Source organism: Rhodococcus sp. Ni2, assembly GCF_021352185.1.
Taxonomy (GTDB): domain Bacteria; phylum Actinomycetota; class Actinomycetes; order Mycobacteriales; family Mycobacteriaceae; genus Rhodococcus_F; species Rhodococcus_F qingshengii.
Genome location: NZ_WOXZ01000002.1, coordinates 237,719 through 251,916, shown reverse-complemented (window position 1 = coordinate 251,916; position 14,198 = coordinate 237,719). Strand labels below are relative to the sequence as shown.

Annotated in this window: 12 protein-coding genes; 8 read left to right on the top strand and 4 right to left on the bottom strand. The window is 64.0% G+C overall.

Annotated elements, in window-relative coordinates; translation table 11 throughout:
* Position 1: 1 nt before the first annotated feature.
* The 3 genes from GN300_RS14765 to GN300_RS14755 form a co-directional block, all read right to left on the bottom strand.
* Positions 2-1,153 carry an acyl-CoA dehydrogenase family protein gene (locus tag GN300_RS14765; protein ID WP_063315051.1) on the bottom strand — a complete coding sequence of 384 codons (1,152 nt, stop codon included), beginning with the start codon at positions 1,151-1,153 and terminating at the stop codon, positions 2-4.
* Positions 1,138-2,178, bottom strand: coding sequence for an acyl-CoA dehydrogenase family protein (locus tag GN300_RS14760; RefSeq protein WP_050657065.1), 1,041 nt, complete (start codon positions 2,176-2,178; stop codon positions 1,138-1,140). The genes GN300_RS14765 and GN300_RS14760 overlap by 16 nt, the downstream gene beginning before the upstream one ends.
* Positions 2,179-2,261: 83 nt before the next feature.
* The gene (locus tag GN300_RS14755; RefSeq protein WP_042920534.1) at positions 2,262-4,424 is read right to left on the bottom strand and encodes an acyl-CoA dehydrogenase; all 2,163 of its coding nucleotides are present in this window, start codon (positions 4,422-4,424) and stop codon (positions 2,262-2,264) included.
* A gap of 94 nt (positions 4,425-4,518) precedes the next feature.
* Here GN300_RS14755 and kstR point away from each other — a divergent pair, with 94 nt between their 5' ends.
* Both kstR and otsB read left to right on the top strand, forming a co-directional pair.
* Positions 4,519-5,157 (top strand): cholesterol catabolism transcriptional regulator KstR, encoded by a 639-nt coding sequence (kstR, locus tag GN300_RS14750; RefSeq protein ID WP_003945752.1) that lies wholly within the window; start codon positions 4,519-4,521, stop codon positions 5,155-5,157.
* Positions 5,158-5,244: 87 nt separating this feature from the next.
* Positions 5,245-7,785, top strand: coding sequence for a trehalose-phosphatase (gene otsB / locus GN300_RS14745; protein ID WP_003945932.1), 2,541 nt, complete (start codon positions 5,245-5,247; stop codon positions 7,783-7,785).
* A gap of 3 nt (positions 7,786-7,788) precedes the next feature.
* Here otsB and GN300_RS14740 read toward each other — a convergent pair whose 3' ends face one another.
* Positions 7,789-8,877: a LacI family DNA-binding transcriptional regulator gene (locus GN300_RS14740; protein WP_007733995.1), complete on the bottom strand. Its 1,089-nt coding sequence runs from the start codon at positions 8,875-8,877 to the stop codon at positions 7,789-7,791.
* 139 nt (positions 8,878-9,016) lie between these two features.
* Between GN300_RS14740 and GN300_RS14735 the strand changes: the two genes are divergently transcribed.
* The 6 genes from GN300_RS14735 (at position 9,017) to GN300_RS14710 (ending at position 14,145) form a co-directional block, all read left to right on the top strand.
* Entirely contained in the window at positions 9,017-9,967 is a 951-nt protein-coding gene (locus GN300_RS14735) for a metal ABC transporter solute-binding protein, Zn/Mn family (protein ID WP_047269639.1), read from the top strand.
* A gap of 120 nt (positions 9,968-10,087) precedes the next feature.
* The gene (locus GN300_RS14730; protein WP_020723636.1) at positions 10,088-10,930 is read left to right on the top strand and encodes a metal ABC transporter ATP-binding protein; all 843 of its coding nucleotides are present in this window, start codon (positions 10,088-10,090) and stop codon (positions 10,928-10,930) included.
* Positions 10,927-11,808: a metal ABC transporter permease gene (locus tag GN300_RS14725; protein ID WP_003945811.1), complete on the top strand. Its 882-nt coding sequence runs from the start codon at positions 10,927-10,929 to the stop codon at positions 11,806-11,808. The genes GN300_RS14730 and GN300_RS14725 overlap by 4 nt, the downstream gene beginning before the upstream one ends.
* Positions 11,809-11,842: 34 nt before the next feature.
* Positions 11,843-12,604 carry a LamB/YcsF family protein gene (locus GN300_RS14720; protein WP_063315052.1) on the top strand — a complete coding sequence of 254 codons (762 nt, stop codon included), beginning with the start codon at positions 11,843-11,845 and terminating at the stop codon, positions 12,602-12,604.
* On the top strand, positions 12,601-13,215 hold the full coding sequence (gene pxpB, locus GN300_RS14715) for a 5-oxoprolinase subunit PxpB (RefSeq protein ID WP_082845682.1): 615 nt from the start codon (positions 12,601-12,603) through the stop codon (positions 13,213-13,215). The genes GN300_RS14720 and pxpB overlap by 4 nt, the downstream gene beginning before the upstream one ends.
* Positions 13,216-13,272: 57 nt before the next feature.
* Positions 13,273-14,145 carry a biotin-dependent carboxyltransferase family protein gene (locus GN300_RS14710; protein ID WP_007733989.1) on the top strand — a complete coding sequence of 291 codons (873 nt, stop codon included), beginning with the start codon at positions 13,273-13,275 and terminating at the stop codon, positions 14,143-14,145.
* Positions 14,146-14,198 lie beyond the last annotated feature (53 nt).

Sequence of the window (14,198 nt, the reverse complement as noted above, 5' to 3'; positions counted from 1 at the left end):
CCTATCTCGGAACGCGGGGAAGCTTCAGGCCGGCGGTAGCGATCAATTCGCGCATCACCTCGTTGACTCCACCGCCGAAGGTGATCACCAGGTTGCGCTTGATCTGCATGTCCAGCCACTCCATGAGATCAGCTGTTTCGGGATCGATCGGATTTCCGTACCGCCCGACGATCTCTTCCGCGAGTCGACCGACCCGCTGGATACGCTCGGTCGCAAACACTTTGGTTGCCGAAGCGTCGGCGATATCCACCGAATCCGAATCACTCGACGCCACTTGCCAGTTGAGCAGTTCGTTGAGGCGGTACGTCGCATGAATTTCGCCGAGCGCGCGTCGTACGTCAACGTGATCAAGCAGGTTTTCACGCTTGGCCCAATCGAAGACGTGGTCGTAAATCCCTGCGACACGACCTGCCGGACCGAGCATGACGCGTTCGTGGTTGAGCTGCGTCGTGATCAAGCGCCAGCCCTGATTCTCCTCAGCCACAAGCATGTTCGCCGGAACGCGAACGTCCTCGTAGTAGGTGGCGTTGACGTGATGTGCACCGTCGCAGGTGATGATCGGGGTCCAGGTGTAGCCGGGATCTTTGGTGTCCATGATCAGGATGGAGATGCCGCGGTGCCGTGAATCGGCAGACCCTGTCCGCACGGCAAGCCACACGTAATCGGCGTCATGCCCGCCGGTGGTGAAAATCTTCTGGCCGTTGACGACGTACTCGTCACCATTTCGTGCCGCCGAAGTGCGCAGTGCTGCAAGGTCGGTGCCGGCTTCCGGTTCGGTGTAGCCGATCGCGAAGTGCACTTCACCGGCGAGGATCGCGGGCAGGAATTTCTGCTTCTGCTCCTCGCTGCCGTACTTCTGCAGGGTCGGACCGACGGTCTGCAAAGTCACCGAAGGCAGTGGGACATCCGCCCGCACAGCCTCGTTGACAAAAATCTGCTGCTCGACTTCACCGAACCCACGTCCGCCGAACTCCACCGGCCAGCCGACGCCGAGCCAGCCGTCCTTGCCCATACGACGGATGACCTCGCGATAGGTAGGGCCATGCCGCTCCACGCGCATGATCTTGGCCTCTTCGGGCGAGATCAGCGTCGAGAAGTAGCGTCGAAGTTCAGCTTGCAATGCGCGCTGACTGTCGGTCAGATCGATGAACACCGGGCCCCCACGAGGTCGAGTCGCTGCGAAGCACCGCCGAGCAGGCGTGCCAGGTCTTTTGCAGTCGAGTAGTAACGATGAAGTGGATACGTGACGTCGACGCCCAGACCGCCGTGCAGGTGGTGAAGCACCTGCATCGTGGCAGGCACTTCTTGGGCGATCCAGTACGCCATGACGTCGAGGTCCGACTGGGCGTCCAGGCCCTCCGACACGCGCCAGGACGCCGACAACGCCGCGACATGAAGGGTCCGGGAGGTGACGTACGCGTCGGCTATCTGTTGTGAGACCGCCTGGAACGTGGCGAGCGGCTTACCGAATTGCTCGCGTGAGCCGACATGTGCCGCAGTGAGATCGACGGCACCGGACACCAAACCGTCTGCAACGGCTCCGATACTCGCCGTGGCGATCCGGTACAGCGTCTGGACGGCTTCCTCGCCGGCACCGAGAAGTTCACCGACTGCCTCGTCCATCGTGACTGCGAACTCGGGACTGCCGGAAGCACTGGGGGTCGGCGTCAATGCGACGCCGGCGGCGGTCGGATCGACGAGAACGACTCCGGCGTCGGTGGGCACAAGAATTCTGTGTGCGCTCGCCGCGAAAGGCACGGCAAGCACCGTCCCGCTGACGCGATACCAGTCGCCCGACTGATGGGCGGTGGTCGACGGCTGTGCCGGGAACTGCTGACCCGGCTCACCGAGCGCCGCGGTGAACACCCGTCCGGCGCCGACTCCGGTGAGCAATTCGTCCTGTTGAGCGTCGGTCCCCAGTGCGACTATGGGGAGTACACCGAAGCCGAGGGTTGCGAGAGCCGGAATTGGAGCGGCGGCCCGGCCGACCTCGACGAGGAGGGAACCGACGTCGGCGACGGAGAGTCCCTCGCCGCCCAGACGCTCGGGCAGGGCCAACGTGAGCAGGTCGGCATCGGCGAATGCCGCCCAGAGCGCGTCCGGCTCCAGTTCGCGGGCAAGGAGCGCGGTAGCCACCTCGGCTACCGCTTCCTGGGTTTCATCGGGAGTGAAGTCCACGCTGGCAATCCTGTCTCTGATGTAGAACGTGTTCTAGTTGTATCACCAACGTGGACATTTCTAAAGGCCTCTACTCACGCCGTCTAATCACGGGGCAGGCCCAGAATTCTCTCCGCGGCGACGGTCAACAGAATCTGCGTGGTTCCGCCGGCAATCGACAGGCATCGCGTGTTGAGGAACTCACGCGAGAGCGGACCCTCCACCCATCCGGCCGGGCCACCCAATTCCATGGCGAACTCTGCGACATTCTGACGCTGGCGCACGCCTACCAGCTTGCGGACGCTCGACGCCGGACCCGGATCCTGACCGTCCAATTGCCGCAGTGTCGTGCGCAATTCCAGCAGTGAGCCCACCATGGCGGTTCCGATCAGCCCACCGAGCTTGTCTGCCACCACAGGATCGGGGTCGCCGGCCAGCTCGAGCAATTCCTCCATCGCACCGCCGAGCGAAGAGCCACCGCTCATTGCGACCCGCTCGTTGGCGAGGGTCGTTCGGGCCAGTTTCCAGCCTCCACCGAGCTGGCCGACGACGCACTCGTCCGGGACGAAGACGTCGTCGAGGAAGACTTCGTTGAACAGGGCATCTCCGGTGATCTCGCGCAGCGGCGAGATTCGAATCCCAGCCGTCTTCATGTCGAGAAGGAAGTACGTGATGCCCTTGTGTTTGGGAACCTCGCGATCGGTCCTGGCGAGGCAGATGGCCCAGTCAGCTTCACGCGCAAGCGAAGTCCAGACTTTCTGGCCGTTCAGCTTCCAACCGCCGTCGACCTTTTCCGCGGTCGTGCGCAGTGCCGCAAGATCCGAACCTGCGCCGGGTTCACTGAAGAGCTGGCACCAGGTGATCTCGCCCTTGAGCGTCGGAGTCGCAAATCTTTCGATCTGCTCCGCACTGCCGTGCTCGAGGATGGTCGGCACTGCCCACCAGCCGATCACCAGATCGGGTCGGCCGATACCGACGGCCGCCAACTCTTCTTCGATCAGAATCTGTTGCGCGGCCTTGGCGCCCCGGCCGTACGGCTTGGGCCAGTGCGGCGCAAGGTAGCCCGATTCGGCCAACGCGTTGCGCTGCTCGGATTCGGGCAGCGCCACCAATTGCGCTACCTCTTCGCGAATTTCGGACCGGTCGGATTCGAGCTCACTCAAGTCGATCTGAAGGTGACGCCGTGCGCCGCCGATCGTCAATTCCGCGACGCGTGCGCGCCAATGAGACGATCCGCCCAGAATCTGCCGGAGCGACAGTGCTCGACGAAGGTAGAAGTGCGCCTCGTGCTCCCAGGTGAATCCGATGCCGCCGAGCACTTGAATGCAGTCCTTTGCCGTGTCGACAGCGGCATCCAGCGACACCGCGGCGGCCACTGCTGCGGCGATCGGAAGTTCGTCGCCCGACTCGGCAGCGACCGCACCATCCCAGGCGACGGCTCCGGCATTCTCTACGCGACACAGCATTTCGGCGCAGATGTGTTTGATCGCCTGGAACGAGCCGATGGGCTTTCCGAATTGTTCGCGAATCTTCGCGTACTCCACCGCAGTACGCAGGCTCCACGCCGCAATTCCGGCAGCTTCGGCAGCCCCAAGTACCGCCGCTAGGTCGGAAACCGATCCTGGCGCAATGTCATCGAGGATTCGGTCGGCATCGACCGTCACTCGATCGAAGGAGACTCGCGCCAGTGGTCGCGACTTGTCGATCGTGTCGACCGCTTCGTAGGTCACGCCTTCGCTGTCTCCGTCGACGAGAGCCCAGACGACACGCGAGCCTTCGTCTTCGGACACGACGCCCGCCGACACGAGTACCGATACGCCCGAATCGCCGCCCCAGGCGTAACCTCCTTCGCCATGAAGCTCGATGCCGCCGGACGCATTCGCCGTTGCCGCAACTGGACTTTCGTCCAATACGACGGCACACGGCAGCGCACCGTCGGCGAGCGTTTCGGACCATCGCTTGGCAGCGGGCGACGAACTACGCCCCACCACCAGAGCTGCGAGTGCAGTCGTGAGAACAGGACCCGGCACGAGTTCGATTGCCGCCTGCTCGAGCATTGCTGCGAGATCGACGATTTCGGCCCCGGCTCCGCCTACCGCTTCGGGAACGGCGACCGAAAATATCCCGAGAGACGCGAACTCGGACCATTTCTCCCGCCACGAAACTGCTGGTCCACGGCGTACCATGTCCATCGGCGTGGCCGAGCGAGCCCAGGCCTCTATCGATTCCTGGACCGCCCGCTGTTCATCGGTCGTGGCGATTGTCACAACTGGTTCCCGCCTCTCGATAAGTGACACAATTGTTTAGAACGTGTTCTAATATGACACCTGGCCAAGAGTCAAGGCGCGAAGGAATTTGTCGATGACCACAACATCCCGATCCCGCTCCAACGCGGTTGCTTCTGCAACGCTCGGGGACGACGATCTCAGCTCCAACGCGCAACGCGAACGCCGCAAGCGGATTCTCGACGCAACACTCGCCTTGGCGTCCAAGGGCGGCTACGAGGCTGTTCAGATGCGCGCCGTGGCCGAGCGTGCCGACGTCGCAGTCGGAACGCTCTATCGCTACTTCCCGTCCAAGGTTCACCTACTGGTGTCCGCCCTGGCACGCGAATTCGAGAAGATCGATTCCAAGGGCAAGATCCCGCCTGGAACCAGTCCGCTCGAGCGGATGCAGCTGATCCTCAGCCTCATCACCCGCGCGATGCAGCGCGATCCGCTCCTCACCGAAGCGATGACTCGCGCGTTCATGTTCGCCGACGCCTCCGCAGCGGCCGAGGTCGATCAGGTGGGCCAGTTGATGGACCGCCTCTTCGCACGAGCGATGACCGAAGAGGAGCCAACCGAAGAGCAGTTGGCGATCGCGCGCGTGATCTCCGATGTGTGGCTGTCCAATTTGGTGGCATGGCTCACGCGACGCTCTTCGGCTACCGATGTCGCCAATCGACTGGAATTGACGGTTGAACTGCTGCTCGGTGACGGAACTCGGAAACCCGAATAGACATCCTTTGTCGCATCTGTCATTTTTGCACTGATCGGCCGGAAACGTATCGAGCCAGGAGTCGCTGCATCACCTAGATTTGAAGAGGTGAGCGCACAAGATCTGTCCATCGAACTCCGCCGAGCGCTGTCAGGCGTGGCACGCACGCCGCGTCTGCTCGTAGCCTCCGACTACGACGGGACGATGGCACCCATCGTCGCCAACCCGGACAAGGCGTATCCCCGGGCGGAAACGGTGCGTGCGCTTCGCTCTCTCGCCAGCCTCGCGTCGACGACGGCTGCCGTGATCTCGGGCCGCGCCCTCAAGGATCTGGCTGCGCTGTCCCGACTTCCCGCCGAAGTGCAATTGGTCGGCAGCCACGGCTCCGAGTTCGACATCGGATTCGTCCACGCGATCGACGCCGACGCCAGGAAACTGCTCGACGAGATCGTCACCGAGTTGGGCCGAATCGCCGCCGACACCCCTGGGGCAACGGTGGAGAAGAAGCCCGCCAGCGTTGCACTGCACGTACGCAACACCAGTGCCGACGACGCCGAGAAGGCGCTCATCGCCGTCCGCACCGAATCGGCACTCTGGCCAGGCGTTCAGGTCACCGAGGGCAAATCGGTGGTCGAGTTGGCTGTCATCGCCACCGACAAGGGGCACGCACTCGACTTGATTCGCCATCAGGACGGCGCAACCGCTGCCGTCTTCATCGGCGACGACGTGACCGACGAAAAGGCGTTCAGCAGGCTTCAGGGGCCGGACATCGGAATCAAGGTCGGCAGCGGGGACACCGTCGCCGACTATCGCGTCGACAGCACCGAGGACGTCGCTGCCGCTCTGGCGTTCCTGCTCGACGAGCGTCGTACGTGGCTTTCCGGCGCCGACGCTCCGCCCATCGAGCGACTCTCGATGCTCGCCAGTCCGCGCACCGTCGCTTTGGTGACCCCGGATGCGACGCTGACCTGGTTGTGTCACCCGGAACCGGATTCAGCGGCCGTCTTCGCACACCTTCTCGGCGGAACCGGGGCCGGCCACTTCTCGGTCGGGCCTCGACGCACAGCCTTGCCGCTGAGCCAGAAGTACATCGACAGCACGATGACAGTTCAGACCCGCTGGGCGAGCCTGTCCGTCACCGACTACCTCCCCCACGACGTCCCACAGGGACGAACCGACCTGACCCGCATCATTTCCGGTCAGGCCGACGCGATCGTCTCGTTTGCACCCCGTCCCGAGTTCGGCCAGGGTCAGGTCACGCTCGAGGTCGTCGACGAGGGCATTCGGGTCCTCGGCACCAACGAGCCGTACGTGCTCCGCTCCCCCGGTGTGCTGTGGAACATCGCCACCGACGGAAACCAGCAGACCGCCCACGCCATCGTCGAGCCGTCCAAGGGTGACGTCGTCCTCGAATTGCGCTGCGGAACAGAAGAAATCGGCCCGTCCGACGTTCCGGAGCTCGAGCGTCGAGCGACCTCGGAGGCCTACTGGTCCGATTGGGCCAAGACGCTCGAACTCCCGAAGCTGAAGCCGGACTTGATGAAACGCTCTGCACTGACCTTGCGCGGGCTGGTCCACGCCGATTCCGGCTCCATCATGGCTGCCGCGACGACGTCCCTGCCGGAAGAGATCGGCGGAGTCCGCAACTGGGACTACCGCTATTGCTGGTTGCGCGACGCCGCCCTCACCGCAACAGCTCTCGTGAGCGTCGGATCCACCGACGAGGCCGAGAACTACCTGGACTGGGTACACCGCGTGCTCGAAACACTGCCGGGACCCGAGCGCCTGCACCCCCTCTACACGCTCTACGGGACTTCGCTACCGCCAGAGGCCGTCATCGATTCACTCCCCGGATACGCCGGCTCCCGGCCGGTCCGCGTCGGAAACGCCGCGAATCAGCAGGTTCAACTGGACGTGTTCGGCCCGATCGTCGAGCTCATCGTCGAACTGGCGAATGCACGCGAAAAGGCCGGTGATCCCGATCCTTTGAGCGACCGCGACTGGGAACTGGTGTGCGCCATGGTCGAAGCAGTGCAGCGGCGCTGGTTCGAACCCGATCACGGCATCTGGGAAATTCGCGACAACCCGCGCCACCACGTCTATTCCAAGGTTATGGGCTGGGTCACCGTCGACCGCGCCGTCGATCTTGCGACCCGCTTTTCTCGCGAGGCTCTGCCGGAATGGGCGGAACTGCGTGACCAGATCGCCGACGAAGTACGACACAAAGGCTGGAAGGACGACGTCCAGTCGTACACCGCAGCCTACGACGGTACCGATCTCGACGCGGCGACTCTGCACATCGGACTGTCGGGGCTGATCGATCCGACGGATCCGCGCTTTGCAGCGACCGTCGTAGCCACCGAGGCCGAACTACGCAGCGGCTCAACGGTATACCGCTACCATCACGACGACGGCCTGCCCGGCATCGAAGGTGGATTTCATCTCTGTGCCGCCTGGCTCGTCGAGGCATACCTACTGATCGGGCAACGCCTGCAAGCAGAGGCACTGTTCGACCAGTTGGTCGCGGCAGCGGGTCCCACCGGACTGCTCGCGGAGGAGTACGACCCCATCGCGGAACGCTCACTGGGCAACCACCCCCAGGCGTACAGCCATCTGGGCTTGTTGCGCTGCGCCCAACTCCTGGCGTGAGCGCTACCCCTTGATCCGACCTGATGTTCGCCCGGCCAGTAGTTCGGTGTCGAGCATCTCGACTATCGGAACGCCGGATCCGGACGGCGACATCAGGAGCGCACCGGCACGCCGGCCCTTCTCTTCCTGGGGCTGGCGCACCGTTGTCAGTGATTCGCGCAGCGCCTCGTCGACGCCGTCGAATCCGGTGATCGACAGTTGGCCAGGTACATCTATGCCCTGCCAGCGCGCCCAGTCCAAGGCGCCGAGAGCCAGCACGTCGGTGGTGCAGACCAGTGCGGTGATCTCGGGGTTGGTCGCGAGAGCTTCCGCCGCCGCCGAGTGCCCGGACTGCGATGTGTGGACGTACCGCTCGATCACGGTGAGTGAGAGTGGGTCCATGTCGGACGCCACCATCGCGTCGCGCACTCCTTCGATCCGCTCACGCTGGACGTGGAAGTGTGGGGACTTGAGTCGTTCCTGGCTGACGACGCCGTCCATCCGGTCGCGCCCCAGCCTCATGCAGAGCACGCCGATGTCGCGGTGGCCGAGCCCGATGAGGTAGTCGGCGACCTTGCGCATGGCAGCGCGGTCGTCGATGCCCACGAGGGATGCACCGGGAATCTCGCGGGGCTGGTCGCAGACGACGATCGGAATGTGACGCTCGAGCACGGCAGCGAGATACGGGTCGTCGTCGGCCACGGAGTAGACGACAAAGCCGTCGACGCCCGCCTGCTGGACCACGGCGGCAGCATCCACCTCGTCGCGGCCGGGCCCGGCCGGGATGAGCAGCAAGCCCTGGCCGGCGTCCTCACATGATTCCGAGAGACCGGCAAGGAAGCTCATGGCGGCCGGGTCGCGGAACGAATAACTGAGTGCTTCGGTGAGCAGGAGACCGACGGCGCCGGCTTTGCGAGTTCGCAAGGAGCGGGCGACCGGATCAGGTCCGGGGTATCCGCGTCGCTTGGCCGCTTGGAGCACTCGATCCCGCAGCTCGACGGAGAGCTGATCGGGTCGGTTGTACGCGTTCGAGACTGTAGTTCTCGACACATTGAGCTCGGCGGCAAGCGACGCCAAAGTGGCTTGACGGCGTGGCTGACGGGACCGGGGCATAAACGGACGTTAGCCGTAGTGCCCGCAGACGGCGCGTTGGGGCTGAACCGAAGGTGAACTACCAGCGACTATGCGCTAATGTGTAACGGTAACGGTTTCCAATAGCATTTAGCCCAGCCTTTGTTCAGGAGAAAAGCACGTGCGTTCGTCGTCGAAATTCCGCACCGCCACCGCCCTCGCGGCCGTCTCGGTCGCCGCAGCATTCGCGCTCACCGCGTGCAGCTCAACCTCCTCGAAGGACGACGGCATCACCGTCGTCGCATCGACGAACGTGTGGGGCAACGTCGCGCAGGCCGTCGCCGGCGACAAGCTGACCGTGACGTCGATCATCAACGAGCCGTCCGCGGACCCGCACTCGTTCGAGGCGACTCCCGCCGATGCCGCCAAGATCACCGACGCATCGCTCGTCGTCTACAACGGTGGCGGCTACGACCAGTTCATCACCGACGTCCTCGACGCAGGCAAGGGCGAGCAGAAGACGGTCAACGCCTACAACCTGCTCGACGGCGGCATCCACGCCGGCGAAACCGCGGGCGAATCGCATGACGGTCACACCCACGGCGCAGTCAACGAACACGTCTGGTTCGACATCCCGACCGTCGACGCCGTCGCACATTCGGTGGCCGATCAGCTGAGCGCTCTCGATCCGGACAACGCGGCGACCTACGAGGACAACGCGAAGGCATACAGCCAGAAGCTCGCCGGCGTCACAGCGATCACCGATTCCATCGCCGCTGCCCACGCAGGCGCACCGGTGGCGCAGACCGAGCCGATCGCGCACTACCTCCTGGTCGCAGCTGAACTGAAGGACGCAACTCCCGAAGAGTTCACCAGTGCCATCGAAGACGGCAACGATCCTTCACCGGCCGCAATCGCCGCAACGCGCCAGCTCCTCTCGGAGAAGCAGGCCCGCGCACTGGTCTACAACATCCAGACGCAGGACAAAGTGACCCAGGACATGCGCACCACAGCCGAAACCGCCGGAGTGCCCGTCGTCGAGGTTACGGAGACTCTCCCCGAGGGCCTGGACTACATTCAGTGGCAGACGCAGACCGCGGAGTCGCTCGCAAACGCCCTCTCTGCCCAGTAATTATTTGCCCCACCATTTCCGAGAAGAACCGATCGGCTTGTGACAGAAACTTCCGCGAATACTCCTGTGCCCCCTGGTAACACCGTGCCTTCTGGTAACACCGCGCCTTCAGAGGCCTCCGTGCCCGCTGTGACGCTGAAGGACGCTCGATTGTCCTTCGGCGCCCGCACATTGTGGGACGGGCTCGATCTCGAGGTACAGCCAGGTGAGTTCATCGCCGTACTCGGGCCGAACGGGTCGGGCAAGACCTCGCTCCTGAAGATTCTGCTGGGCCAACTACAACTCAGCGGCGGTAGTGCACAGATCGTCGGCACGCCGGCACGGGCCGGGAACTCACACGTCGGGTACATCCCGCAGCAGAAATCCATCGACGACGGCCTCCCGCTCCGAGGCCGCGACCTGGTCGGCCTCGGCGTCGACGGTCACCAGTGGGGTACTGGCCTACTGCGTCGGGGTCGTCGCCGCAAGATCGTCGACGACGCCATCGCACAGGTCAGCGCCCAGTCGTTCGCCGACGCTCCCATCGGTTCCATGTCCGGCGGTGAGCAGCAGCGACTGCGGATCGCACAGGCTTTGGTCGGCGACCCGCGGATCCTGCTGTGCGATGAGCCGCTGCTCAGCCTCGACCTCGCCAACCAGCACCTGGTCTCGACGCTGATCGACAAGCGTCGGCGCAGCCATGACACCGCGGTGCTGTTCGTGACGCACGAGATCAATCCGATCCTGCCGTTGGTCGATCGAGTGCTCTATCTGGTGGACGGCAAATTCCGGATCGGTACGCCGGCCGAAGTGATGACGTCCGAGGTTCTCTCGGATCTGTACAACACCGACGTCGAAGTGTTGCAGGTTCGTGGCCGCCTCGTCGTGATCGGCACCGGCGACGCCATCGACGCGCTCGGCAGCGCCGGCGGACTACGCCCGGGAGAAGGCGTTCACCATTCTGATGAGGATCACCACCAGTGAGTAACAAGTTCACCGACGCGATGTCGCGGATGTTCGACGTGTCCGCCACCGTCGACCTACTGCAGTACGACTTCGTCCAACAGGCGTTGATTGCCGGTGCCATCCTCGGATTGTTGGCAGGCATCATCGGGCCGCTGATCGTGAGCCGTCAGATGTCGTTCTCGGTGCACGGAACGAGTGAGCTGTCACTGACGGGCGCATCCGCCGCACTTCTCGTCGGTGTGGGCGTCGGCTTCGGTGCCATCGTCGGATCCGTGGTCGCGGCAGTGCTGTTCGGACTGCTCGGAGCCAAAGCGCGCGACCGAGATTCGGTGATCGGCGTGATCATGGCTTTCGGCCTCGGCCTGTCGGTGTTGTTCCTCTGGGCGTACGACGGTCGCACGGGAACCAGCTTCTCGTTGTTGGTCGGACAGATCGTGGCGCCGGGAAACAGCGGTCTCGAACTTCTGCTGCTGTGCGCGGTCATCGTGATCGGCACACTCGGATTCATCTACCGCCCTTTGCTGTTCGCAAGCACCGACCCCGAAGTTGCTGCAGCTCGCGGTGTTCCGGTCCGGGCACTGTCGATCGTGTTCGCAGTGTTGGTCGGCATCACCGCAGCACTCGGCGTACAGATCGTCGGTGCTCTGCTGGTGATGTCGCTGCTGATCACCCCCGCAGCGGCCGCCGCGTACGTCACGGCAAGCCCACTCAAGGCCACGATCCTCTCCGTCGTGTTCGCCGAACTGGCAGCCGTCGGCGGCATCCTTCTCTCGCTGGCCCCCGGCGTTCCCGTCTCGAGTTTCGTCACCTCGGTCTCGTTCGTGATCTACCTGATATGCCGACTCTTCGGATCCGCACGTCGCAAGAATGCCGGACGGATTCCGGCGCACGCCTGAACACCGAGAGCCCATACCTACCTAGAATCGAGGTATGGGTTACAGCGTTGATCTGAACAGCGACCTCGGCGAGGGCTTCGGAGCCTGGACCCTGGGCGACGACGACGCCATGCTCGAACTTGTCACCAGCGCGAACATCGCCTGCGGATTCCATGCCGGCGACCCGACAACGCTGTTGGCGACTTGCGAATCCGCAGCCACCCGCGGCGTCCGGATCGGCGCGCAGGTGGGTTACCGAGACCTCGCCGGTTTCGGCCGACGCTTCATCGACGTCTCCCCGAAGGACCTCACCGCCGACGTCATTTATCAAGTAGGGGCACTCGACGGTTTGGCCCGTGTCGCCGGATCGCGGGTCACGTACGTCAAACCCCACGGCGCGCTCTACAACGCAATAGTCCATCACCGACGGCAGGCGCGGGCCGTGGTCGCCGCCGTCGTTGCCTATGACAGTTCGCTACCTGTTCTCGGACTACCGGGTTCGGTGTTTCTCGAAGAGGCGCGCGAGGCCGGTCTCGACGTGGTCGCCGAGGCTTTTGCCGATCGTGCGTACACGGCGGAAGGCACCCTGGTCCCCCGCACCGAGTCGGGCGCCGTTCTGCAGGACCCGACACTTGTTGCAGAGCGGGTTCGGCGAATGGTCGTCGACGGCGAGTTGGACGCAGTCGACGGGAGCACGTTGAAAGTCGCTGCCGCATCGGTGTGCGTGCACGGTGACAGTCCGGCAGCCGTCGACATGGCCGTGGCAATCCGCGCTCTCCTCGAATCTTCCGACGTCGAGATCACGCCGTTCACATGATCGCGATCCTGCCCGCCGGTGAATCCGCAGTCCTCGTCGAGTACGACGAACTGCCGAGTGTGCTGGGCAACTTCAGGGCTCTCGACGCCAGTCGGATCCCCGGAGTGATCGACCTGATTCCCGCGGCGCGAACCATCTTGATCGAGTACGACAACACGATCACCGCGCACCAACTGGTGGAGAAATGGGTACGTGGGGCCGTACCGATCGAACTCACAGCTGACGAGAGTGGGTCTGCTGTCGAGATTCCGGTCCGCTACGACGGTCCCGATCTCGTAGAGGTGGGCAAGCTGACCGGACTCGGGGTCGACGGTGTGATCGATGCTCACACGTCTGCGTCGTGGACCGTCGCGTTCATCGGTTTCGCCCCCGGCTTCGCGTATCTGACCAGCAACGAGAGAAAGCTCGAAGTTCCACGTCGATCGGACCCGCGCAGGCAGGTCCCGGCCGGTGCAGTCGGGTTGGCCGGACCGTTCTCGGGCGTCTACCCGCGTAGCTCCCCGGGCGGCTGGCAGTTGATCGGAACGACGGAACTGTCGGTGTGGGATGCCGAGCGCCGCCCGCCGGCGCTGCTTCTACCCGGCACCACAGTCACCTTTGTCCGTGCATGATTTTGGTGCAAGCATGATTTTGGTGTCTTCACCGCGCTGTTGCGGGACAATGGATTCATGGCCTGGCTCGAGGTTGTGCGTACCGGCCCGCTCGCCACAGTTCAGGACCGCGGGCGGAGAGGCTACGGCGCCCTCGGGGTCGGAAGATCCGGCGCCGTCGACATGATCTCGCATGACAGCGCCAACAGACTCGTAGGCAACACTTTTCGAGCAGCAACCATCGAAGTCACCGCTGGGGGTTTCGCTATGCGGGCCGTCGGTTCGATGACGGTGGCAGCGACAGGCGCGCGGGTGCCGCTGGCCGTCGACGGACGGCCGGCACCTGACTACGCGAGCATCCATCTGGGTAGTGGCAGCATTCTCGAATTGGGTTACAGCACAACCGGGTTGAGAACGTATATCTCTGCACGCGGTGGCGTCGACGTCCCGCAGGTACTCGGAAGCAGATCCACCGACACGCTCTCCGGACTCGGGCCGCCGCCGCTCGCCGCCGGCGATCTAGTCCTCCTCGGGGCCGAGGAAGGGACGTGGCCCACCGAAGAGTTGATTCCACCGCCCGCACCTGCACTCGGCGCGGTTCCGATCGAGATCACGCTCGGCCCCCGAAATTCCTGGTTCACCGCCGCATCCGTTCACGCGCTCCTTCACACCACGTGGAAAGTCACCGAACACACCAACCGAGTCGGGGTCCGGCTACAGGGCCAAGGGCCTTTGCATCGCTCACGCACCGGGGAATTGCCGAGCGAAGGCGTCGTGACGGGATCCATCCAGGTGCCGCCAGGCGGCCAGCCCGTCGTGTTCCTCGCCGACCATCCCGTGACCGGCGGATACCCGGTCATCGCCGTCGTTTCCGACGCCGGGATTGCGTCGCTGGCACAGCTGCGGCCCGGCAGCACCATTACCTTCAAGGCCACTACTCGGCCGTCGTAGCGCTGATAGTCTCAGCCGCGCCAGCAATGCTGCCGGCGGCGCTCGGCCGTCGC